Here is a 22,622-nt window from a genome sequence, read left to right as displayed (position 1 = left end):
CTGAGCAGGCGCCTTTGACTGCGAACTGTGCCTGCCGTTTGCACGCTGCGGCGAGTTGGGAGAGCTTCACTGAAGAACGGTGGCCGACCAACCTCATGGAGTCATTGGGCACACTGCGAGACGCATCGGTCGACGAGCCGACTTTTGAAGAGTTTCATCCCCACGCCACTCGCTATGACTCCGTCGACGCCCCCGATCTCGGTGCAGTTCTTTCCTTTCAATCGGTGCGATGTCTACCGATGCCGCAGCTGTTCGATCGTCGTGCTGAGATATACGGAGTACGGCGGCTACTACGTCGATCACCGCGTGCGACGCATCGTTTCGGCCGCTCAGGTGATTCAAGGGTTCTGACTCGCTTCACCGATCGAGAATGACTGCCGACGGGATTCCTGTTTTGGGCGGAAGGGGGTGCGGACAAAAACTTGGACTACCAGGAGGTAGTTCATGTATTCCTACGAAGATCGGATTCGAGCCGTTGAGCTCTACATCAAGCTCGGCAAACGCGTCAGACCCACTATCCGTCAGCTAGGTTACCCAACAAAAAATTCTCTGAAGGGCTGGTACAACGAATACCAGCAGAAGCTCGACTTGCCAGCGGGCTATGCGGGCCGCAGACCCAAGTTCTCGCAGGAGCAAAAGGCGGCAGCTATCGAGCATTACCTCACTCACGACCGCTGCATTGCTGCCACCATGAGGGCACTGGGCCACCCGTGCAGAGGGAAGCTAACCGCCTGGATTCGCGAGGCCCTTCCTGAGGCCAGAAGGGCTATCGTCGGCAGTACGGGGCGACGAAGGTATTCCGGGAAGCTGATGCAAGCGGGAGTCATGGAGCTTTGCACGCGTGAGGAAAGTGCCCAGGCTGTAGCCGACAAGTTCGGAGTGTGCCGGCCAACGCTGTACAACTGGAAGAACCAACTTCTGGGACGTGAGGCACCCGCATCCATGAAAAGCACCAATCAATCTCCGCCGTCGCAAGAGCGCGACGAGCTCGAGCGCCAGGTTGAGTCGCTGCGCCGCGAAGTCAGGCAACTTCGCCTTGAGCAGGACCTCTTGAACAAGGCCAACGAACTGTTAAAAAAAGGCTTGGGCGTCGACCTGCAGTTCCTGACCAACCGGGAGAAGACACTGCTGATTGACGCCCTCAGGGAGCACTATGGCCTGCCAGAGCTCCTTGCACAGTTGGATCTTGCGCGCAGTTCGTACTTCTATCATCGGGCCCGTGCAGCGGTGGGCGACAAGTACCTGGAGGTGCGGCAATGCATCACCGAAATCTTTGAGTCGAACCACCGCTGCTATGGCTACCGCAGGCTGCAAGCTTCGCTCACTAGACAGGACGTCGCGATCTCCGAGAAGGTCGTGCAGCGGTTGATGAAGCAGGAAAGCCTGGTTGTTCCAAAGCCCAGGAAGCGCAGGTATGCGTCATACCTTGGCGAGATCAGTCCAGCGCCTGAGAACCTCATCAACCGCGACTTCCAGGCCGCGGTCCCCAACGAGAAATGGCTCACGGACATCACGGATGTTCCAGATCCCGGCTGGCAAGGTGTACCTCTCGCCCATCATCGACTGCTTCGATGGAATGGTCGTCAGCTGGACCATTGGAACCAGTCCGGACGCTGAGCTGGTCAACACGATGCTGGATGCAGCCATCGTGACAGTGGCCGAAACGACTGACCGGCCTGTGGTTCACTCCGATCGGGGCGGCCACTACCGCTGGCCAGGTTGGCTATCAAGAATGAGCGACGCGAACTTCACCCGCTCGATGTCTCGCAAAGCATGCTCACCTGATAACGCAGCTTGCGAAGGCTTCTTCGGTCGGCTGAAGAACGAGCTGTTCTATCCTCGAGACTGGAAGAACGCCACCATCGAGCAATTCATCGAGGCGGTCGACTCGTACATCCGCTGGTACAACGAGAAGCGGATCAAGATCTCTCTTGGCTCTCTCAGCCCTATCGAATACCGGGTGAGCCTTGGACTTGCGGCATAAAACCAGTCCAAGTTTTTATCCGCACCCCCTTACTGGGTTTAGAGGGTCAATTTTCGGCGGCAATCAACACACGCTCGGCTCGGCGGTCGCCGCGGAACTGCAGCGCCGGAAATCACTGCCGTAGCGCCCTCGGCACCGCGTCGTCGCCGGGACTGACCGGTCCCGTTTCACCTCACCACTTCACCCGCACCCCTGCCGCCGCATTGATGGAGCTGCCTACGCGCGCGTCGCCACCCGAAGCCCACTGCTTGCCCAGTTCGCCGTAAAGGCTCGTGCGCTGGCTCACCGACAATGTGAAGCCCGCGGCCAATTCGGTGCTGGTGCCGCCGATCGGCGCACCCACCGGCGTGATCGCCGCCGGGTTCACGAAGCGCGCAACGTCGTTGCCCTTGGCGCTGCGATAGACGTTCAGGCGCACATACGGCTGCAGCGTGCCGGCACCTGTCGCGAAGCTGCCCTTGATGCGCACGCCCGCGCGGCCGATCCAGCCGCTGTCGGCGTCCTGCTGCACGAGCGCGCCCGGGATGGACACGTCGTCCAGCCGCAGCCGCTGGTGGATCAACTGCAGTTGCGGTTCCACCGACCAGCCGCCCGAGCCGATCGCAAACGCCTTGCCCACTTCGATCGATGCCAGAAAGCTGTTGCCCTTGCCCTCGACGCCTCCGCTCAGCAGCGGTTGCACCGTGTAGCGGTGGCGGCCGGCCTGCAGCACCGCGTCGGCATAGAAGCCGTCTTCGGTGGCGAAGGTGCCGTACAGGCCCAGGTACTGGCTGCGCAGGTCGTTGCGGCCGGTGGCGGAATTCAGCAGGCCGCTGCCGACGCCGCGAACGCGGGCGTCGCCGTCGAGCTGGCCCACATAGATGCCGGCGCGCCAATCCGGGTTGGCCCACAGGTCGGTGCCGGCCTGCAGCCCGGTCAGGCGGCCCTCGCTGTGCGGCGAGACGGTGCCGCCCTGGCGGATGCCCATGTCGGTGGAGATCAGCCGGCCCCAGGCGCGGCGGTAGCTGCCGTCGGTGCCCGAAGTGCTGCTGGCACCGCCGCGCACATCGTCGTCGCCCACGCGCTGGCTGCGGCTCGCGAGCATGCCCAGGTTGCTCTGGCGCAGCTGGTTCGGCAGCGCGGCGAACAGCGAAGCCTCGGCGCGGTAGGTCGGCAGGCCGGTGCCGCCAGGATTGCCCGGCGTGCCCGGTTCGGCCTCGGTGCGCAGGTACCAGTTCTCGCCCCCGCCGCTCGCGTCGCCCGCGTGCAGCCGGTACTCGAAGGCACCGGCATCGACGTGGCCGCCTGCGAGCACGAAGGCGTCCTTGGTGGTCTGCGCGGTGGTGGTCGCGCCGTTGCGCGCGCTCACCACCTCGATGCCCGCGCCGCTGGTACGCGCACCCAGGCCGCCGATGTTGGCGATCTGCACACTGGTCTTGCCGCTGGCCGCACCGCCATCGATCACCAGCCGGTCCGATGGCCCCGCGCCGCCGTTGAGCACGGTGCCCAGCTTCAGCACGCCGTTGTTGCCGACGTAGTTGCCCTTGACCGTCAACGTGGTGCCGGGCGCGGCGCCCGCCAGTGCCACGGTGCCGCTGTTGGCGAGGCCCGCCACGGTCTGGCTGAAGCCCGCGAGGTCGAGCGTGGCGCCGCTGGCCACCACGGCGTTCGACGCAGCGCTGAAGGCGTTGGCCGCGCCGGCCTTGAGCGTGCCCGCGGCCACGCGCGTCTCGCCGCTGTAGCTGGCCGTGCCGGCGAGCGTGAGCGTGCCCGCGCCGACCTTGACCAGCGAACCACCGGCGCCGGTGATGGCACCCGAGATCGTGCTGTCGCTGCCGACAGCGCCGGTGGTGAGCGCCTTGGCGCCGAGCACCACATCGCCCGCGCCCCCGAGCGCGCCGATGCTCGCGCCGGTGGTGGCGAGGTCGATGCGCACCTGCGCGCCGGCCGCGTTGGCCACCGTGGCGCTGGCGGCATTCGCGCCGTCCTGCAGCCGCAGCGTGCCCTGGTTGGCGATGGCGAGCTTGCCCGCATCGGCCTTGCCGCCGAACTGCAGCGCCGCGCCCGAGGCGATGCTCACCGCGCCCGTGCCCAGTGCGCCGCTGGTGGCGGTGGCGAGCGTGCCCGCATCGACCAGCGTGCCGCCGCTGTAGCTGTTGGCGCTGGCCAGCGTCAGGGTGCCCGCGCCGATCTTGCGCAGCTTGCCGGTGCCGCTCATCACGCCCGCGTAGATGCCGGCGGTCTTGTCCTGGTCGAACGCGACCTCGGCGTTGTTGACGATGCTGCCCTGCAGGCTGGTGGCGCTGCCCTGCAGCACGCCGCCCTTTACGGTGGTACCGCCGGTGTAGGTGTTGGCACCGCCGAGGATCAGCCGGCCCGCATCTTCCTTCGAGATGCCGCCCGTGCCCGAGAGCGCGACATTCATCGTGGCGGTCATGTTCGCGCCGGCGGCCGTGCCGTCGCCCACGCGGATGACCGAGTTGGCGTTGTCCAGCGTGATGCCGTCGCCCTGCACCGTGTAGCCGTCGACCGCGAACTGCACACCCGCGATGCGCACCGCCCCGCCGCCCCCATCGACCGTGACGGTGCCGGCCTTGCCGCCGAACACGGCGAACTGGTTCTGCGCCCAGTTGGCGTTGAGCTTGCCGTCCATGTCGGTCCAGCCGTCCTGCGAAGGCTGCGGGCTGCCCAGGCGCCAAGTGCCGTTGCCGCCGGCCACCTGGCCGTCGTTGTATTTGCTGCTGTCGCCGCCGTCCCAGAAGTTGAGCGACAGGCCCGCGCGGTTGACCAGGTTGACCTGGTTCGCCACCGAGGTCTGCACCTGCAGGTCGGCCAGCTTGGCGCCGGCCGGCGCGGTGCCGATGTCCAGGCCGAAGTCGGTCAGCGTGCCGCCGTAGCTCATGAGCCGGTACAGGCCCGGTCCGAAGGTGCCCCCCGCCGACTGCGCGATGTTCAGCGTGCCGTCCAGCTGCAGGTTGCCCGTGACGTTGATCAGGTCGTTGAGCGCGCCGCCGGGCACGCCGGCCTGGCCGAGTTCGTAGTTGAGCGTGGAGCCGCCGGCCAGCGTGAGCGCGCCGAGCGTCAGGGTGCCCGGGCTGTTGCCCGCGGCGAGGATGCCGCCCTTGGCGATGGTGACCGCGCCCGCGATGCTGCCGCTGCCCGCGAGCGTGGCGCCCGACTGCACCTGCACGCTGCCGGTGCCCGTGCCGCTGCCGCTGGTGTTGTTCACCCTCAGCGTGCCGGCGGCCACCGTGGTGGCGCCGGTGTAGGTGTTGGCGCCTGTCAGCACGAGCGTGCCGGCGCCGATCTTGACGACCGAGCCGCCGGTGCCGCTGACGGTGCCCGACAAGCTGTTGTCGCCGCCGCTGCCGCCCAGCGTGAGCGCCTTGGCGCCGAGCACGACATCGCCCGCGCCGCTGAGTGCGCCGAAGCTCACGCCGGTGGTCGCCTGGTCGATGCGCACCTGTGCGCCGGCCTGGTTGATCACCGTGGCCTTGTCGGCCGAGGCGTCGCCGGCAAAGGCCAGCACCCCACCCGCGGCGTTGGTGATGGTCGATGTGCCGGCGCTCGATTTGTCCTGGAAGCGCACCTTGCCCTGGTTGCCGATGGCGGTGGTGCCGGCGTCGAAGCCGCCACCCAGTTGCAGCGTCGCGCCCGTGGCCACGGTCGCCGCGCCGCTGCCCAGCGCACCGGTGACCTCGGTGGCCAGCGTGCCGGCATCGACGAAGGTGCCGCCCGCATGGCTGTTGGCCGCACCGAGCCGCAAGGTGCCCGCGCCGGTCTTGCGCAGGCTGCCCGCGCCGCTCGCGGTGCCGTTCAGCGCCACGGTACGTACCGCGTCGATGTCGAAGGTGTTGCTGCCCGCGCCCAGGCTCACGGCGCGCGCACTGACGCTGTCGCCGGTCACGTGCAGCGTGGCGCCGCCCTGCAGCGCAAGGCCGCCCGCGGCCGCACCGAGGTTGGCGTCGGAGGCGATCTGCAAGGTGCCGCCCTTGACGGTGGTGCCGCCGGTGTAGCTGTTGCTGCCGCCGAGCACCAGCGTGCCCACGTCATCCTTCACGAGACCGCCCGCGCCCGTGATGGCCGCGTTGATGGTCGCGGTCATGCTGGCGCCCGCGGCCGTGCCGTCGCCCACGCGAATGATCGAGACCGGGGCGTTCATCGTCAGCGCTGCGCCGTCGATGGTGTATCCATCGACAGCGAACTGCGCACCACCGATGCGCACCGCCCCGCCCGCGCCCGTGTTGTCCACCGTGACCGTGCCGGCCTTGCCGGCGAAGATCGCGAACCCGCCCTGCACCCAGGTGCCGTTGGCGGTTCCATTCGCGTCGGTCCAGCTGTCGCCGGGCACGCCCGCACGCCAGGTGCCAGAGCCGCCGGCGATCTTGCCGTCGTTGAAGTTGCCGGAGTTGACGCCGTCCCAGAGGTTGAGCACCAGCCCGTTGCTGTTCACCAGGTTGATCTGGTTCGCCACCGAGGTCTGCACGGACATCTTGCTCGCGTCGGTCGGCGCAGTGCCGATGTCCAGGCCGTTGTCGGTCAGCGTGCCGGTGTAGTTGATGAGGCGGTACAGGCCCGCGCCGAACTTGCCGCCGGTCGATTCCGCCACGTTGAGCGTGCCGTCCAGTTGCAGGTTGCCGTTGACGTTGACCAAATCGTTGAGCGATCCGCCGGCCACGCCGGCCTGGCCCAGGTCGTAGTTCAGCACTGCGCCATCGGCGAGACTCAGGCTGCCCAAGGTCAGCGTGCCGGCGCCACCGTTGCCTGCGGACAACTGGCCGCCCTTGCCCACGCTCACCGCGCCCGCGATGCTGCCGATGCCTGCGAGCGTCGCGCCCGACTGCACCTGCACCGCGCCCGTGCCGGTCGCGCTGCCGCCGACGTTGTTCACGGCGAGCGTGCCGGCCGCCACCGTGGTGCCGCCGGTGTAACTGTTGGCGCCGCTCAGCGTGAGCGTGCCGGCGCCGACCTTGACGATCGAGCCGCCCGTGCCCGAGCCCGGCTGCGCGAAGATGCTGCCCTTGTCGCTGACGGTGCCCGAGATCGTGTCGCTGTTGCCCAGGCCACCGAGCGCGAGCTGCGTGGCGCCCAGCACCACGGCGCCCGCGCCCGTGAGCGAGCCGAGTTCGACGGCGGGCTTGCCGCCCGTCGCGCCCGACACATCGAGCGTGGCGCCTGCGGCGTTGGTGACCGAGGCATTCGTGCCCGTCGCGGTATCGGCAAAGAGCACAAGGCCGCCGGCCGTGTTGGCGATCTGCGCACTGCCGGCCGTGGCCTTCTGGCCGAAGACGAGCAGGCTGTTGCTGCCGTTCGTGATCGTCGCCGTCCCGGCGCTGGCGGTCTCCAGGAAGCCGATCCCACCGCCCGCATTGACGATGGTCGATGCACCGGCGCTCGAACTGCCGCCGAACCGCAAGATGTTCACGCCCGGCGCCTGCCAGCCCCCGCCATTGACCGTGATCTTCGAAGTGGCCGCCGTGGTGGTCTGGGCGAACGACAGCACATTGCCGTTGTCCGCGGTCGCGGCACGTCCCACGATGTAGTCGTTGCCGCCGGCGCTCGCCGCGTTGGTGAAGGCCAGCACCGTGCCGTCGCCCTGCTGCTGCACCGCGCCGCCGCCGAACACGCCGCCGGCGCTGGCGACGATGCTCGCGCCGTCCTTCAGCACCGTGCCGCCGCTATAGCTGTTGGCCGCCACCAGACTCAGGCTGCCGCCCTTGCCGGTGACGGTAAAGAGGCCGCTGCCGCTGACGACGCCGCGCAGCTCGAGGAAGCTGTTGCCCAGGTCGATGGTGCCGCCGCCGGCGCCGAGCGCGACATTGCGCATGCTGAAGAACGGCGTGGAACCCGTGGCGATGCGCAGGGTGCCGCCGTCCAGCGCCAGGCCCGTGCCGATCGCGCCGAGGTTGGCATCGCCCGAGATCTGCAGGATGCCGCCCTTGACCGAGGTACCGCCCATGTAGCTGTTGTTGCCGGTCAGCACCAGCGTGCCGCCGTCGTCCTTGACCAGCCCGCCCGTGCCGCCGATGGCCGCATTGATGGTCGCCGTCATGCCCGCGCCCGCGGCGGTGCCGTCGCCCACGCGCACCGTGGTGTTCGCCGCGTTGATCGCGAGCGGGTCGCCGTTGACTACGTAGCCGTCGACCGCGAACTGCGCGCCGCCGATGCGCACCGCGCCACCTGCGCCCGTGTTGTCCACCGCGACTGTGCCGGCCTTGCCGGTGAAGACCGCGAGGCCGTCCTGGATCCAGCCCGCGTTGACGATGCCGTTGGCATCGGTCCAGTTGTCGCCGGGCGAGCCGGCGCGCCAGGTGCCGCTGCCACCTTCGACCTGGCCGTTGTTGAAGTTCGCGACTTTGTTGCCGTCCCACATGTTGAGCGCGAGGCCGCCGGTGTTGACCAGGTTGATCTGGTTGGCCACGCCCGTCTGCAGCGCGAGGTATCCAAGCGGCGTCGGCGCACTGCCGATGGTCATCGCGTTGGCGGTGAGCGCGCCCGTGTAGTTGATGAGCCGGTAGATCCCCGCACCGAAGGTGCCGCCAGCCGATTGGGCGAGATCGAGCGTGCCCGCCAGCGAGAGATCGCCGTTGACGTTGAGCAGATCGTTGAACGCGCCGCCGGCCTTGCCGGCCTTGCCCATTTCCATCTCGAGCGTCGAGCCTGCCGCGAGCGTGAGCGCGCCGGTGGCAAGGGCTCCCACGCCGCCGTTGCCCACCGACAGGCGGGCTCCCGCGGCCACATTGACCGGGCCGGCGATGGCGCCGCTGCCCACGAGCGCCGCGCCCGACTGCACCTGCACGGCGCCCGTGCCCGTGGCACTGCCGCTCTTGTTGCTGACGCTCAGCGTGCCCATGGCCACCGTGGTGCCGCCGCTGTAGCTGTTGTCGCCGCGCAGCGTGAGCACATCGACGCCCTGCTTCACGATGGCGCCGTCACCCGAGATCTGGCCATCGAGCGTCAGTGCCGGGCCCGAAATGCTCAGCGTGTTCGACTTGCCGATCGCGAAGGCGTTGCCCAGCGTCAGCGCTGCATTGCCCGACAGCGCGGTGTTGCCCTCGATCGCGGCCGTGCCGGTGCCCAGCGCGGTGTTGCTGCCCAGCACGACGGTGCTGCCGGCCAGGCGCGTGCCGCCCGCATAGCTGTTGTTGTTCAGCAGCGAGACCGTGCCGCCGATGCCGCGCAGGTCCAGCGAACCCGCGCCCGAGACCACGCCGCCGAAGCTGACCGCGCCCGGTGTCTGCACGTCGAGCACGCCGCTGCCCGAGATGAGGTCGACGTTGTTCAACGCGAGCGCGAACGGGCTCGAGAGCGTGACCGCGCCGCCGATGCCGAGCGCCGCGCCGCCGATGGCCTGCGCGCTCGCAGCCTGCAAGGTGCCCGCGTTCGCCGTGAAGCTGCCGGTGAAGGCGCTGTTGTTGCCGCTGAGCGTGAGCACGCCGATGCCGCTCTTGATCAGCGTTCCCCCGCCGCTGAAATCGCTGGCGACGGTGGTGCTGCTGTCGTCGGCCATCCTCAGCGAGGAACCGGCCGCGAGCGCCACCATGCTGCCCGCCACGCCTGTCAGGTTGCCGACGACGGCAGTGCCCGAATCCGTGTGCAGCATCGTGCCCGCTGCGGCCAGGCTCAGGGCAGTGCCGGTGCCGAAGGAGCCGCCCGAGGCGAAGCCCAGCGCCCCCCCGTTGACTGTTGCAGTTCGCGGACCGATGGCGCGGTCGACGATCCAGTCGCCGCTGTCGTTCTTGATCAGGTCGCCGCCGAAGTCAGTGACGCCGGTGACCGCTTGCGAATGGATCTGCGTGCCCGCGCCGGCCAGGGTGAGCGTCGATCCCGCGCGGTTGCCGATGGTGAGGTTGCCCTGAACGCGGCTGCCGGTGCGAAGCGTGACCCACTGCACCAGCCCACCGTCCAGGGCGACGTGGCCTCGCAGGAGGCCACCGTTGTCGAGCGTGATCGCGGTGGCCTGGCCGTAGATGCTGTAGATGCCCTCGATCGTGGAGCCCGCCGTGTTGGTGATGTTTGCACTGCCTCCGCCGAAGCCGAGGCCCAGGTAGTTGCCGTTGCTGGTGATGCGGCTGTTGCCGGTGTTGACGATCGTTCCGCCCCCATACAGCAAGGCGCCCGCGGACCCTTCGATTACGCCGCCGTTCGAGTTGGTCAGCGTGACCGGTCCGCCGGTCACCTGGACCGCGCGATCGGTACTGCTGATCGTGCCGCCGTTGTTGTTGATCACCGAGTTGCCGCCGGTCACCACGCCCGCCGTGCCATGGATCGTGCCGGTGTTGTTGACCGTGACGTTGGAGCCGACGTTGATGGCCCAGGTGCCATCGCCGAGCGTGGCAATGGTTCCCGTGTTGTTGATCGTGCCGCCGTCCGCCACGCCGACCCAGCCGGGCGTGACGCCCGCGCAGTCGAGCGTGGTGCCCGTGAGCGTGCACGCCGCCCAGGCCGTTCCGCTCAGCAGGAAAGCGGGCACGGCCACGAGCGGCGCCACGAGGCTCGCGCGGCTCGACGCACGCCGCCCGCCGCTGCGCTTGCCGCGTGCGGGCGCCGTTTCGCACACGGCGACCCATGCACCGAGCGCTGCGTTCCAGAGGGTCTTGTAGGCGGTATTCATCAACGGTTCTCCATGCGCAGCGTGTTCAAGGTACTGCGAAAAAATCAGATCGGAAGCGGCGGGCCGACGGCGCGGTCATCCCCACGCGCCGGGCGCCGGGGGACTCGCCGCGCGGGAAATCGACGAGCAGGCGAGGCTCGTTCGATGTGGCCGGCGACCGCGCGGGGCTGTCGTGGTGCTATTCAAGGGGGTCTCCTCCCGCCATGCCATCGCAAGGACGCATGGCGCGTGCGGCATCACTGCGCTGCCGCTTGGAGAGAAATTCTCAAGTGCCGCTATCGGATTTGCACCTTACTTTTTCTTGCAATGGACACGCCTTCACCTACGGAAAACCGTGGGTTTTCCTGCGAGAGGAATGCATTGGCTTTCACGCGCCGGCAGGGCCCGTGGCGCATCAACGCTCGATGCGCACGCTCCCCTGAAAGCTGTAGCCCTCGCCGCGCACCGCGACGATCGGCAGCTTCTCGCCCGTGGCCTGCTCGGCCTTGCGGCGCAGCCGCGACACCGTGACGTCGAGGTTGCGCTCGTAGGCTTCCAGCCCGGGGCGCCCCATCGCCGCGAGCAGCGTGGCCCGGTCCACGACTTCGCGCGGCTGCTCGATCAGGCACTGCAGCAGCCGCGCTTCCGCGCTGGACAACTGCACGCCCTGGCTGGCCGGCGACAGCAGGAACCAGGTGGTCACGCAATAGCGCCACGGCGCCTGCGCGGCGGGTTCGCCGGCCTCTATCGCAGCGGGGTCGCTCGCGATTTGCCCTCGCGTTTCCTGGCTGCGCTGCAGCAGGTTGTGCAGCACCATCTCGAGCTCCCGCAGGTTCACCGGCTTCACGAGGTAGTAATCGGCGCCCAGGCCCAGTCCGTGCAGGCGATCGTTCGCCATGCCGCGTGCGGTCAGCATCACGATGCGCATGGCGCTGCGCGCTCTCAGCCGGGCCAGTACGCTGAAGCCGTCTTCGCCCGGCAGATTGATATCGCACACCACGGCATCGAAGTCCTGCCGCTGGAGTTCGGCGTCCAGCGCCTCGGCGCTCTCCAGGCCGCTCGCGAACATGCCCACGCCGCGCAGGTACCGCAGCACCGTGTCGCGCAGGTCGTCGTCGTCCTCGATGACCAGCACGCGGGCCGGAGCGCTCATCGGAGCCCTCCGTAGGCGGGAATCGCCGCAGGGCTTCCGCCGCGCGCTTCCGGCGGCTCGAAGCTTCCGAGCAGCGGCAGGGTCAACGTCAGCACGGCGCCCTGCCCGCTCGCGTTGGAGGCGACCACGCTTCCACCATGGACCGTGGCAATGCGGTGCACCATGTGCAGGCCCAGTCCGATGCCCGGAATCCGCCGCACGCCGGCCGCGCGATAGAAGCGCTCGAAGACATGCGTGAGGTCCTGCAGCAGGAAGCCGGGGCCTTCGTCGCACACCTGGATGCAGACGCCCGGCACGGTGTCGTCGTCGTCCGAAAGGCCATCGGAGCGGCAGCGCCGGATTCCGGCCCTGACCACCACCGGCGAATGCGGCGGCGAGTACTTGATGGCGTTGGTCAGGAGGTTGTCCATGGCGATGTGCATCAGCGTCTCGTCCGCCAGCACCGGCAGTTCGCGCGCATCGAGATCGAGGGAAATCCGCCCGCCACCCACGCCTTCGTTGTGCTCCTCGATCTTCTCGCGCAGAAAACCCGCGAGCTCGACAGGCACCAGGCACAGGTTGTTGCTGGACGCCTGGAGCCATTCGTCGGCCAGCAGGGTGTCCACCAGATCGCGCATGCGAAAGACGGTACGGCTGATCTTCTCCGCTTCCTTCTTGACCTCTTCGCGTGCCAGGCCGAGCCGGTCGTCCGAGAGAATCTGCGCCGCCCCGCCGATCGTGCCGAGCGGCGTGCGGAACTCGTGCGACACCATGGCCAGCAGGCCGCGCTGCTCGCGCAATGCCAGCGCCAGCTGGTCGTGCGTGCGATGGTGCTGCGCGATCTCCAGGCGCAGATCGCGGGTGCGTTCGTTCACCCGCCGTGCCAACCGCGCACGATGCCGCCGGGACAGCGCAAGCGCGCGTCGCTCGCGATGGCGCACGCGCCAGCCCAGCGCAAAGAAGAAAGCCATGATGTGAAGGATGCTGCCGATCGCATAGCTGGACTGTGTGGCCAGCGTGTAGGGCAACCACTGCAGGTTCTTCGCAAAGTGCGCCACGCCCATCAGGAGGTAGATGGCATAGCCGACCAATCCCGGCCAGGCCTGGATGTTCCGGCGCAGCGCAATGGCGCACATCGGCACGATGCAGGCGGCGAACACCACCCACATCAGGTTCAGCGGTCGCGCGATGCGTCCGTACCAGCCCGCCATGGCGAGCGCACAGGCCGCGAGGCAAACCAGCGTCATCACCTGGAACACCCGGTTCATGCGCGGGAACTGCCGCTCCATGTCCAGCAGCACGCGGGCGAATCCGAATGCGGCGGCGCTGTGCAGGCAGACCGCGAAGTTGTGCAGGCGAACGGCGGCCAACGGGTGGTCCTGCAGCCACAGGGACGCCGGCAGGCCCTCCGAGCTTCCGAACACCAGCGCGAGCGTGAGGAGATAACCGGCGTACGCAATGAATCGCCGGTCGGGCAACGCGATGCCCATCATCAGGCTGACCACCGCCATCAGCAGGACCATGCCAGCGACGGCCGCGTCGACGTAGTCCAGCTCCTGCTGCACCACGGCCTGCTCGCGCAGCGGCGATACACCGCCGGCCAGGGTCAGCGAGCGGTCGCCCGCCAGCCGCACCCAGACCCAGCGCGGTTCGGTATCGGGCAGGTCGGGCAGGCGCACGGCAGGGATTGACCAGGGCAGCTCGCGCGCGGAGGCGGCGCGCATCCCGCCAAGCGCGCGGTGCGTGAAGCCGCCGCTCGCGCCGTCTGCGCCGTCGGGCCACCACACATCGATGTAGTCGGCGTACGGCGCGTTCAGCCGCAGCCACCAGCCACCTTCGAGCGGATGCGCAATCTGTTCGGGCGAGGCCTGGATCTGGAAGCGCACCCACCACGCGCCCCTGGCATAGCCGCCGTTGAAGACGCCCTCGACCGTCTTGAATTGCTGCTGATGGGAAGGCGATGCCACCTGTTCGCGCGTGAGCAGGCCGCTCTTGTCGTGGTATGCCTTCAGGCGCCCGTTGAAGCTGCGCTCGAGGATGTCCAATCCGGCATCGAGTCTCAGCGGCTGAGCCTGCGCATGGCTCGGTATGGCAAGGCAAGCCAGCAGGAACAGGGCGAGCCCCGCCATCGCGCGGACCGCAGCGAGTCGCAACCCGAAATTTGTCAAGCAGAGCGCGATGAACAAAGTTGCCGTCCGAGTCCTCGAAAGTGCCGTCTGCGTCGCTGTCTGCGCCGCCGCTTCGCACCGGATTCTGGGGCGCGGCCGCGGAGTTTGCACCTTACTTTTTCTTTCATCCGTCGGGCTTCGTGCCAGAGGCGCGCGTGCTGTAGCCATGCAAACGTCCCAGGCACGCCGCGCGCTGCGGCGCAATTGGCTACGCCTTGGCCGGCACCGGGTACGCCGCCGGGATCAGCACGCGCACCGCATCCACCACGCCCTGGCGGCCCCGGCGGCGCCAGGCCAGATGAACTTCGACATCGAAGCTGTCGGTCTCATCCAAGGGCCTGAAGCGCACGCCCGCGTAGCCCAGCTTCTGCGCGGAGCGCGGCACGAGCGCCACGCCCACGCCCGCATCCACGAGGGCCAGGATCGAATGCGTGTGGCTCAGGGTCTGCACCGTTTCTGGCGCGACGCCCTGAGCACGCAGCCTGCCGGCGATCAGTTCGTAGAGATAGCGCGACTCCGACGGGCAGAACTGGATGAACGCCTCGCCTTCAAAGTCCGGCAGGCGCATGCAGGCCTGCCCGGCCAAACGGTGCTCGCTGGGCATCGCGAACACGAAGGGTTCACGAAAGATCGCGGCCGATTCGGCAAAGCTGCGGGGGGCAAACGGCCGCACGATACCCAGCTCGATCCGGGTCGGTGCCGATCGCCTCGAGCTGTTCCAGCGTCTGCATCTCGCGCAGCACGCAGTTCCGGCCAAAAGCGGGCGTTCAATACGCCCCGATGACTGCTGAGCCCACCCGTAACTCCCAGGCGAGCTAAGCCTTCGCCTCGCGCACGGTCGCTGTGCAGTCCCCGAAGCCGATCCGACGGCGCCCCGGAAGCTCGCAGTAGCCCCGCAATGTGACGGTGTCGTCATCGTTCAGGAACAGACGTTCCTCGCCGTTTGCCAGTCGCAGTGGATGCCTGCCACCTTGCGTGATTTCCAGCAGACACGCCGCCTGTCCGGCGCCCTCGCCGGAGAGCGTCCCCGTCCCAAGCAAATCGCCCGGCATCAGGTTGCACCCATTGATGGTGTGATGCGTCACCAGCTGAGCCACCGTCCAGTATGCAGCCTGGGCGAGGCCCGTGCGAACGATGCATTCGCCGCCCTGCCCGTGAGCCCGCATCTGCGGCGTTTGGAGCCAGACCTCGAGCGTCACATCGATCGCACCGAACTCACGGCTCGACTGACCTTCCAGGTACGGCAGCGGCTGCGGTTCCTCGGCTGATCGGACGAAGGGCCTGCGAAATGGCGCCAGAGCTTCCAGCGTCACGATCCAAGGCGACAGTGTCGTGGCGAAACTCTTCGCCAGGAACGGCCCCAGCGGCTGTGCCTCCCAAGCCTGAAGATCACGCGCACTCCAGTCGTTCAAGAGCGTCAGGCCTGCAATGTGCTCCTCGGCCTCGTCGATGGGGATCGCATCGCCTTGCTCGTTGCCTCGGGCGATGACGATGCCCATCTCCAATTCGAAATCCAGCCGGTCGCTCTGCCGCATCGACGGCACCTCGGCACCTGCGGGCTTCACTTGACCCTTGGGCCGCGCGAAATCTCGCCCGCTGACTTGTATGGATGACGCGCGTCCGTGGTAGCCGATGGGCACCCAGCGATAGTTGGGCAGCAGTGGCGTATCGGGTCGAGAGAGGCGACCCGTGTTGCACGCATGGTGGATGCCGATGAAGAAGTCGCTGTAGTTGCGGATCTCGCACGGCAGGCCCAGCTCGACCCCCGTCATTGGCACCAGCCATGGCGCGATGCGCGCTCGGCTGTCGTTACCGTGCTTCAGAGCCAGCGAGATCGCATCCCGCTGCGCCAGACGCTGAACACGACTCAACGTCAGCCAGTGGCCCATCTCAGAACTGTGGGCGAGCCCGGCGCCATGAACATCCAAGACCTGGTCCCCGATGGCCACGCCGATCGACCACGGATCAGATGCATCCCGCCTAAACCTGCCGTAGGGAAGATTTTGGATGGGAAAAGGAGTTTCGGGGGCGTTTGCGCTCTCAACCCAACTGACGAGGTCAGGCGAGTTCGTATCGAACGGGGCGGTCAAGGTGGTCCTTTGTGGTCGAGAGTGCCGTCTGCGCGAGCCGACACCCAAGTTCGCCCCCGGGGTACGGGGAGCGACTTGGAAAAGCGCTTCAGTTGTCGCGGGAGGGGATCAGTGGCAGCACCAGATATGAGTCGTAGCGCCCGCCCGTGAGGATCGTGTTCTCGCCGCTGAAGAGATCAGGCTTGCGATCCAGCGGGTCGGTGTGTAGGAACGGCCCTGACCCCTTGCGTGGCCCTGTCGCGCCTTCACGTTGGAAGTCCTGCGCATCGACGCGCACCGCAAGCCGATACCCACGCGGAAGCACGATGGACGTCGGCCAGATTTCCACTTCCACCCGATAGTCTTCGCCAGGAATCAACGGCTCGATTTCGGTATGCGTGTGAAACGGCTGCCCGGGCCGTGACCGCGCCGGGTCGGTCTTGCGGTGCGACGCTCGTAGCCACCCTTGCGCGACCGGCACCTGTGGGTCCGTCGCGCCCCGGAAGAGCACTTCGTTGCCATCGGGGTCATACGCCCGGACTGTCACGAAGAGATCCATGTCTTCGGTGCTTGAGCGAATCCACACAACCAGTGACAGTGGTCCGGTGAACTCTGTCGATGTCTCCATCGGTGCGCTCTGGAATTCGACACCGCGGCCGGGCGCGCGGTACGACGCCGTCGCGGTCGAATCAACGGCATCAGCAGCTAGCTTGCCTGCTTGGGCATCGAGGTAGAGCTTGGTCCATTGCGTTCGAGCGATCGGCCATTCGTGTTCGAAGCGCTGCTCGAACCGATCCGGATGGCGCACCTCCAGCATCACAGGGGGTTGCTCCTCCCATCCGTTGGGCTCGTCCTTCAGGAACCTGTCGAAGAAGCGCTTCTGCATTTGCACATACTCGGGCAGATAGAAGGATTCCCAGTGCGTGCCGCCATGCATCTGCAGCCACTTCTGGCGCGACCCTGCACCTAGGAAGCCCTGCACATTGCCACGAAGATGCAGCCCCATGCCGCCCCAGTTGCCTGCGGACAGGACCGGCACCTCGATGTCGGCGAGCTTCGGAGACCTTGAGGCATACCAGTCGTCCATCAGCGGGTGCGACCGGAACTCCTCGATGACATCCACCCGGTTCGCGCGCAGAGTGTCAGCGTCCAGCGCCTCGCCGGTGCTCGTCGTACCCGTTTCGCGGTCGATGTAGGGACTGTCCGCCTTACCGTGCTGCACCGAGAGGATCTGCTTGGGGAACCAGAGTTCGAAGAAGAAATTGCCAAAGATCCCGCCGTGATGACTGGCATCGCGGTACATGTCGCTGGCCCCTTCCCACGGACAGATGGCCGCCAGATGGGAAGGCCGGCGCGCTGCGACCTGCCACTGGTTCATCGCGTAGTACGAGATGCCAAGGAGGCCGACCTTGCCGCTGGACCATCCCTGCACGCCGGCCCATTCGATGCAGTCTGCGTAGTCGTCTACCTCCTGCGGCGACCACACCCACAGCTTGCCGGGCGACTCGCCGGCGCCTCGGCTGTCGACCACCACGATCGCGTAGCCCCAAGGAATCCAGCGTTCCGGATCGGCCACCTCCCAACGCAGGTACTTTCCGGAACTGCCTTCCGTGTCGATGCCAGGGTAGAGGCGTTTCAGTTCGTCCCATTGCGGCTTGAACGCGTCCTCGAAATGCGCGTCTTTGCCGTAGGGGCCATGCGTCATGAGGACCGGCACGGGTGCGTCCCCGTCCGGGCGGAAAACGTTCGCCTTGAGGACCGAGCCGTCGCGCAAGCGAATCAGCACATTCTTTTCAAAGATCATGGTTACTCCGATCGACGTCACTGAAACAGTGCGACCGCGCGCGTCCAGCCCGCCGAACCGCCGCGGATCTTGGCTGGAAAGCAGGATAGGAAGAACCCGTCCGGCGGCAGCACTTCCAGGTTGTGCAACTTCTCAAGGTGGCAGTAGCCTATGTCGCGGCCGGCCTTGTGGCCCTCCCATATCACTGCCGGATCTTTGTCCTGTTTGTAGCGTTCGGCGGTGTAAACGAAGGGTGCGTCCCAGCTCCAGGCGTCTGTACCCGTCACGCGAACGCCACGCTCAAGCAGGTACATCGTCGCGCCGTAACCCATGCCGCACCCTGATTGCACGAAATCGGGCTTGCCATAGCGGCTTCCCGCGCGGGTGTTGATAACCACGATCTCCAGCGGCTTCAGCGTGTGGCCGATGCGCTTCAACTCCGCCTCGACGTCCTCTGCTTGCACGACGTAGCCATCCTCGAAATGGCGGAAGTCAAGCTTCACGCCTGGCTGCAGGCACCATTCGAGAGGCACCTCGTCGATGGTGATCGCGGGCTCGCCATGGTTCATCGTGGAGGCGAAGTGCCAGGGTGCATCGAGGTGCGTGCCGTTGTGGGTGCTGAGTTCGACCCTTTCCACGGCCCATGCCTCGCCATCGGGTAGATCTCCGGCCTTGAGCCCAGGGAAGAACTGAGCCAGCCGGCTGAAGCTCTCCGTGTGGTTCATGTAGTGGATCCTGGGCGCGAACGCCGGCGGGTCCGAGATCACATCGTTCTCGAGGAAGATGGAAAGGTCGACGATTTTCTTGAACATCACGAATCCATTTCGATGCCGAGTGGAGGAAGGATTCGCTGGTAGCGAGCGAACTCTTTTTCAAGATAGGCCTTGAACCGGTCAGGCGGCATCTCCGAGACCTTGTTGCCGAACGTGACCATCTTTTCCTTGAAGCCAGGGTCGGCCAGCGTCTTCGCAACGCCTTCGTAGAGTGCCGCGAGGACCTGCGGCGGCATCTTGGGCGGCGCGAGCATGCCGATCCACGCGGGGATGTCGATGTCGGGCATGCCCAGTTCCGCGAACGTAGGCGCGGTCAGCAGCGTCTCTGCGCGCTGTGCCCCAGTGATCGCGAGGGCTTTGATCTTCTTGGCCTCGATGTACTGCATCACAGACGATGGCGCGATGAACGAGACGTCCACCACACCACTGATCAGATCCGTGAGCGGCGTTCCTTTGTAGGGGACGTGGATCAGATCGATCCCGGCCTGTTTGGCGAACAGGGCGCCGACCACATGTGTCGTGTTTCCGTTCCCGGCTGACGCATAGCTCAACCTGCCTGGTTGCTTCTTGGCTGCGGCGACGAATTCGGCGAGCGTGTTGAAGGGTCCGTTCGCCCTGTGCAGCAGCGCGAAGCCATAGGTCGAATACACCATCGACAAGGGCGTGAAGCCGTCGATCGGGTGGTACGGCAGTTTCTTCATCAGCACCCCATTCGTCAGGTGCCCACCGGTGGTCCAGAGCACCACGGAGCCATCGGGCTTTGCACGCGACACCTCTGACGCACCGATGGTGGTGGCGGCACCCGGCTTGTTGTCGACAATGCATTGGCGACCTGTCACCTTCTGATAGGTGTCTGCAAAGATGCGCGTGATCCCGTCGAGGGCTCCCCCTGCAGGAAACGGCATCACGATCCTCATCAGCTCGGGAAGGTCCGTCGTCGCCGCTTTCGACATGGGCGCTGCAAGCGTGACTGCAACGCCTGCGAGCGCTTCTCTTCGATTCAACATGGATTTGTCTCCTATGGCACCGGCCGGCGCTGACTACGCCGGAAGCCGGCAACCGGCGCATTCTAGACAAATAAAACACATGTTTGAATCAAGTGTTTCTACGAGTACTGCGTTCTGCTTCATTGATTGAAACAAGTGATTGACTGGCTGATGCAGAATGTCCCTTGACCGTGGCGATCTGCGCTTCCGTCGCAAGCACAGCCCAACTTTTTTGCCCCTTCGGACATGCCAGGACGAACACCTCCCTCCTCTGATCGCCTCACCCGGCAGAAGATCCTCGATTCCGCCTTGGCCTTGTACGCCGAGAAAGGCGTAGACGGGGTGCCTGTGCGAGCGCTGACCAGCCATGCGGGTGTCAACGTCGCGGCGATTCACTACCACTTCGGAAGCACCGAAGCGCTGGCCGAGGCGGTTTTTGATGAACTGTCAGCGCGAGTGAACAAAAGCCGCACGCTTGCCCTGAAAGAGATCACGGCGGCAGCTGGCTCAGAAGGCGCGCGACCCGAAGTGACGGCGATCGTGTCCGCCTTCGTCGCTCCATACGTTGGGGAGGGCGCAGCAACCGAAGGCCAGTTGCTCGCGCAGTTGATACTGAAGCACCGCCTTTCACCTTCACCGATGACGGAGCGGGTCATCAAGAAGCACTTCGACCCGATGGCCAAGCAGTTCGTGGCAGCACTCCACGACGCCGTGCCCGAAATTCCGCTGAGCCTGATGTACCTGCGTTACATGCTGATGGTCAGCACCGTGGTGCTCTTTCTGACTGACAGGGGTCGACCCAATCGACTCCATCGCCTTTCAGGCACGAAGGCCGGAACAACGGACACGAAGGCCACCGCAAGCGCGCTTGTTGACTTCGTCGTTGGAGGGATCCGAGCGAGCGTGTCTTCGTAGGGACTTTGCCAACACGTGAAGTTGCTTTGTGCGGGGCCGCAACATGCAGTCAACCCATGAACGGCATCGCGACGTTCTGAGTTCGGATCCTGCGAAGAGTCGCTGAAGAGCAGCACCCAACGACCGCTTTTGGGGTTGACGAACGTCGGCTTTGCGCCCGTTTGCGACGTTCAGGCGTCTCCGCTCAAGGACCGCAACCAGTCGAGGCTGTGTGGAAACAGCCTGCATTGAAGGGGCGCGCAAGATCCGTTGGACCGGCGGACTCAGTTCCTACCGGAATTCTCGGCCGTCTCGACAAGACGCGAGTCGGCTCCTACGACTTCATCTCTGCAATCAGGGTACTTGGGCCGAGGATCTTGATTGCTCGCTTGAGGTTGTAGGCCAGAACCTGCAGATTCATCTCGGTTTTCACGTTCGGCAAGGTCTTCGTCAGGAAGTGCGTGGCCCCCATCCACGCTTTCAGGGTGCCGAACACGTGTTCGATCGTTCGTTGCCTGAACTTTGAGGCCTCGGGCGCAGCATCTAGACGCGCCTGGACCTTTTCCAGGACCTCCTCGTACTCCCATCGACTGATGCGTCTGGCTGGCGCCGGGGTGCACTGCGGCTTCAAGTGACAGCCGCCACAGTTTGATGTCCAGTACTTGCGCAACGCCTTGCCGTCCTCAATGGCGGTGAAGCGGTAGATTGCGATCTCGCCCGCCGGACACCGGTACACATCCCGTCGCTTGTCATAGACGAAGTCTCGCTTGTCGAATCTGCCCTCGAACTTGCTGTTGGACGTCAAGGGCTTCGGGACAAGTGTCGCAATGCCCGCACGTTCGCACTCCAGAATCCCGTAGCCTTCGAAGTAGCCTCGATCCGCCAGCACGATTGGTTTGGGGTGTTCGATGGCCTCTTGAGCCGCCTTGGAGATGGCGGCCAGTTGGCCTCGATCGGTTACTGCGTTGGTCACCTCATGGGCGACGATCATGTGGTGTTTTGCATCGACCGCGGCCTGGACGTTGTAGCCTACGACTGCTGAGCCAAGTCGGCTGGTCGCCATCGAGCGGGCATCCGGATCGGTCAGCGAGATCTGTCGCTCTTGCGTGGACTGAAGCTGCCGCTCGATGGCAGAGATTTCACGCATCTTTCCTTTGATCTTGGCTACCTTTTCCTGGAGGCGCGCAACACGCTCGGGGAGAACCATCGCTGGATCTCGGTCAGCTCGATCAAGTTCGGCAAGGTATCGGCCGATGCTCTGCTCGAGCTGCTGCATCCGCACCTGGAGCTTGTGCTCGTTGAAGTTCTTGTCGCGGTTGTTGACGCCCTTGAACTTGCTTCCGTCCACGGCGATGACGCCGTCGGCAAATAGCTTGAGCCGGCGGCACAAAAGAACGAACTCTCGGCACACCAGACGAATGGCGTCACCATGATCTTTGCGGAAGTCGGCGATGGTTTTGAAATCAGGGGCCAGGCGCCCGGTCAGCCACATCAACTCCACATTGCGCTGTGCCTCGCGCTCCAGGCGTCGACTGGATTGCACTTGGTTCAGGTAGCCGTAGATATAGATCTTCAACAGCACTGAGGGGTGGTACGACGGCCGCCCGGTGGCCGCAGGTTCCGCGCCTTCAAAGCCGAGCCGATAGAGCTTGAGTTCATCGACAAAGACATCGACTACGCGGATGGGGTTCTCTTCTGAGATGTAGTCGTCAAGGCACTCTGGCAGCAGCGTGGTCTGGCTTCGATCCCCTGGCTCGATGAATCGCTTCATGTGGCAACCCAGTTCGTGGCGTTGTCTCAATCTAGGCGACGGCATGCACGGATTCAATGCGTTTTCACACAGCCTCAGTCTAGAGCGGGCATATGCGACGAATGCCTGCGCCGACCAGCGTCTGCGTCAGCCGGCTGACCGTGGACTTCGACAAACCCGTGCGCTCGGCCAGCTCGCTGCTGCCCTGCAGTTCCGAGCCGGGCCTGAACGCGCGCAGCAGATCGATGCCGCGCCACTCGAATTGCCACGGTTGCGGTAGTTGCGAAGTCCAACTGATTGCACTCACTGCAGCCATGACTTGGCAGGCAACCCTGTCGAGACCACTTCACCGGACGCGTACTCCGACGTGCGATCTGCTCGGGCGTACGCACCACCGCATGCTCACCGCGCTTCATCTCCCTAGCGGAGCACAGCAGAGCTGCGGCGAACAGCTCGACTTTCGTTGCCCTTAGCTCTCGGCATTCAAAGGCCCCTCCGCGGCGGTATGCAC

11 protein-coding genes and 1 pseudogene are annotated in these 22,622 nt (G+C 65.8%); 2 read left to right on the top strand and 10 right to left on the bottom strand.

Translation table 11 applies throughout. The annotated features are described in order from the left end of the window. The first annotated feature begins 444 nt into the window (after positions 1-444). Positions 445-1,984, top strand: a protein-coding gene (locus RZE79_RS31560) for an IS3 family transposase (protein ID WP_319362181.1) whose coding sequence is annotated in 2 segments (ribosomal slippage) — positions 445-1,518 and positions 1,520-1,984 — 1,539 coding nt in all. Because the reading frame shifts where the segments join, the coding sequence is not laid out codon by codon here. Between the two features lie 172 nt (positions 1,985-2,156). Here RZE79_RS31560 and RZE79_RS31555 read toward each other — a convergent pair. The 8 genes from RZE79_RS31555 to RZE79_RS31520 all read right to left on the bottom strand — a co-directional run bounded on the left by RZE79_RS31555 (position 2,157) and on the right by RZE79_RS31520 (position 19,488). After that, the gene (locus tag RZE79_RS31555) at positions 2,157-10,577 is read right to left on the bottom strand and encodes an autotransporter-associated beta strand repeat-containing protein (RefSeq protein ID WP_319362180.1); all 8,421 of its coding nucleotides are present in this window, start codon (positions 10,575-10,577) and stop codon (positions 2,157-2,159) included. 394 nt (positions 10,578-10,971) lie between these two features. After that, positions 10,972-11,709: a response regulator transcription factor gene (locus RZE79_RS31550; protein WP_319362179.1), complete on the bottom strand. Its 738-nt coding sequence runs from the start codon at positions 11,707-11,709 to the stop codon at positions 10,972-10,974. Beyond that, on the bottom strand, positions 11,706-13,817 hold the full coding sequence (locus tag RZE79_RS31545; RefSeq protein WP_319362178.1) for a sensor histidine kinase: 2,112 nt from the start codon (positions 13,815-13,817) through the stop codon (positions 11,706-11,708). The genes RZE79_RS31550 and RZE79_RS31545 overlap by 4 nt, the downstream gene beginning before the upstream one ends. Before the next feature lie 247 nt (positions 13,818-14,064). Next, positions 14,065-14,529, bottom strand: coding sequence for a LysR substrate-binding domain-containing protein (locus tag RZE79_RS31540; RefSeq protein ID WP_319362177.1), 465 nt, complete (start codon positions 14,527-14,529; stop codon positions 14,065-14,067). A gap of 142 nt (positions 14,530-14,671) precedes the next feature. Beyond that, positions 14,672-15,946 carry a fumarylacetoacetase gene (gene fahA, locus RZE79_RS31535; protein WP_319362176.1) on the bottom strand — a complete coding sequence of 425 codons (1,275 nt, stop codon included), beginning with the start codon at positions 15,944-15,946 and terminating at the stop codon, positions 14,672-14,674. 88 nt (positions 15,947-16,034) lie between these two features. Then, complete coding sequence (locus tag RZE79_RS31530; protein ID WP_319362175.1) at positions 16,035-17,729, bottom strand: CocE/NonD family hydrolase; 1,695 nt, start codon at positions 17,727-17,729, stop codon at positions 16,035-16,037. 17 nt (positions 17,730-17,746) lie between these two features. Further along, complete coding sequence (locus RZE79_RS31525) at positions 17,747-18,520, bottom strand: cyclase family protein (RefSeq protein ID WP_319362174.1); 774 nt, start codon at positions 18,518-18,520, stop codon at positions 17,747-17,749. Then, a complete protein-coding gene (locus RZE79_RS31520) occupies positions 18,520-19,488 on the bottom strand; it encodes a tripartite tricarboxylate transporter substrate binding protein (protein ID WP_319362173.1) in 969 nt (322 codons plus the stop codon). The genes RZE79_RS31525 and RZE79_RS31520 overlap by 1 nt, the downstream gene beginning before the upstream one ends. Before the next feature lie 288 nt (positions 19,489-19,776). On the opposite strand from RZE79_RS31520, the gene RZE79_RS31515 reads away from it, so the two are divergent. Continuing rightward, positions 19,777-20,382 carry a TetR/AcrR family transcriptional regulator gene (locus tag RZE79_RS31515; protein WP_319362172.1) on the top strand — a complete coding sequence of 202 codons (606 nt, stop codon included), beginning with the start codon at positions 19,777-19,779 and terminating at the stop codon, positions 20,380-20,382. Positions 20,383-20,695: 313 nt separating this feature from the next. Here RZE79_RS31515 and RZE79_RS31510 read toward each other — a convergent pair whose 3' ends face one another. Together RZE79_RS31510 and RZE79_RS31505 are read right to left on the bottom strand one after the other, a co-directional pair. Then, positions 20,696-22,132, bottom strand: a complete 1,437-nt coding sequence (locus tag RZE79_RS31510; RefSeq protein WP_319359682.1) for an IS1182 family transposase — start codon at positions 22,130-22,132, stop codon at positions 20,696-20,698. Positions 22,133-22,232: 100 nt separating this feature from the next. Next, positions 22,233-22,418: pseudogene (locus RZE79_RS31505) on the bottom strand (helix-turn-helix domain-containing protein); the annotation flags it as partial. Positions 22,419-22,622: the final 204 nt, after the last annotated feature.

The organism is Variovorax sp. EBFNA2 (assembly GCF_033802765.1).
GTDB lineage: Bacteria > Pseudomonadota > Gammaproteobacteria > Burkholderiales > Burkholderiaceae_C > Variovorax > Variovorax paradoxus_H.
The sequence above is the reverse complement of the archived record's forward strand: the minus strand, read 5'-3'. Positions and strand labels throughout refer to the sequence as shown.